Raw genomic sequence first — 908 nt, 5'->3', positions numbered from 1 at the left:
TGATCATAAGCTATCCCCTTCAAGGGCAACGTATCCCTGTCCTACTTTCGTTTCAATGTACTTTCCGAGCCCAATTTCATCCAGCCTTTTGCGGAGGCGGTTCACGTTTACTGTCAACGTGTTGTCACTGATGAACCGCTTATCATCCCACAATGAGTTTATCAGGCTGTCCCTGCTGACTATCTTGTTTTTTTGAGCGATCAACAGCTTTAGGATGAACATCTCATTCTTGGACAGGTCGATTGATCCGACTTCATTGCTGACGGTATTCCTCTCGTAATCCACAGCTGCACCGCACCATGTTTTGAGGCTCACCTGCTCCGTGTTGTAATTATACACACGGCGGAGAGTGGCCTGGACCTTCGCAATCAGCACATCAAAGTGAAAGGGTTTCTGGATGAAATCGTCTGCGCCGAGCTGCATCGACATCACCATATCAGTAGGGTGGTCCCGTGAGGATAAGAAAAGAATCGGGACATTCGAATGGGAACGGATCATCCGGCACCAGTGAAAACCATCAAACTTCGGCAGCTGGATATCGATGACCACCAGGTCGGGTTTGAACACGGAGAATTCCTCCATTACCCTGCCGAAATCCTCTATCCCTTGAACTTGATACTGCCATTGGGATAAGCGGTTTTTAATTTCATTGAAAAGAGTTGTATCGTCTTCGATTAACAGAATTCTAAACACGATTTATCACCACACTAGTTAATTAGTTAAATTTTAGCCTATATTTGTAGTGATTTCTAGAAAAGATTGGAATGTGCATTTACTTAAAGAAAAAAGGACTTTCTTGAAAAAGTCCCTTTCCCGTATTTCTATTCATTTATCGAACGACATACTGCTGGTATTTTTCATAATCAGCATATTTACATTCAACTGTCAGCTTTGTTCCATTTTCTTCG

At 43.1% G+C, this 908-nt stretch carries 1 protein-coding gene; it reads right to left on the bottom strand.

From position 1 onward, the window contains the following. Nucleotides 1-3: 3 nt before the first annotated feature. Nucleotides 4-693, bottom strand: coding sequence for a response regulator transcription factor (locus HP456_RS24400; protein ID WP_172255843.1), 690 nt, complete (start codon nt 691-693; stop codon nt 4-6). Between the last annotated feature and the right edge of the window lie 215 nt (nt 694-908).

Origin of the sequence: Bacillus haikouensis (assembly GCF_013179555.1) — a bacterium.
GTDB lineage: Bacteria > Bacillota > Bacilli > Bacillales > Bacillaceae_B > Rossellomorea > Rossellomorea haikouensis_A.
This window is presented reverse-complemented; position numbering and strand designations above follow the sequence as displayed.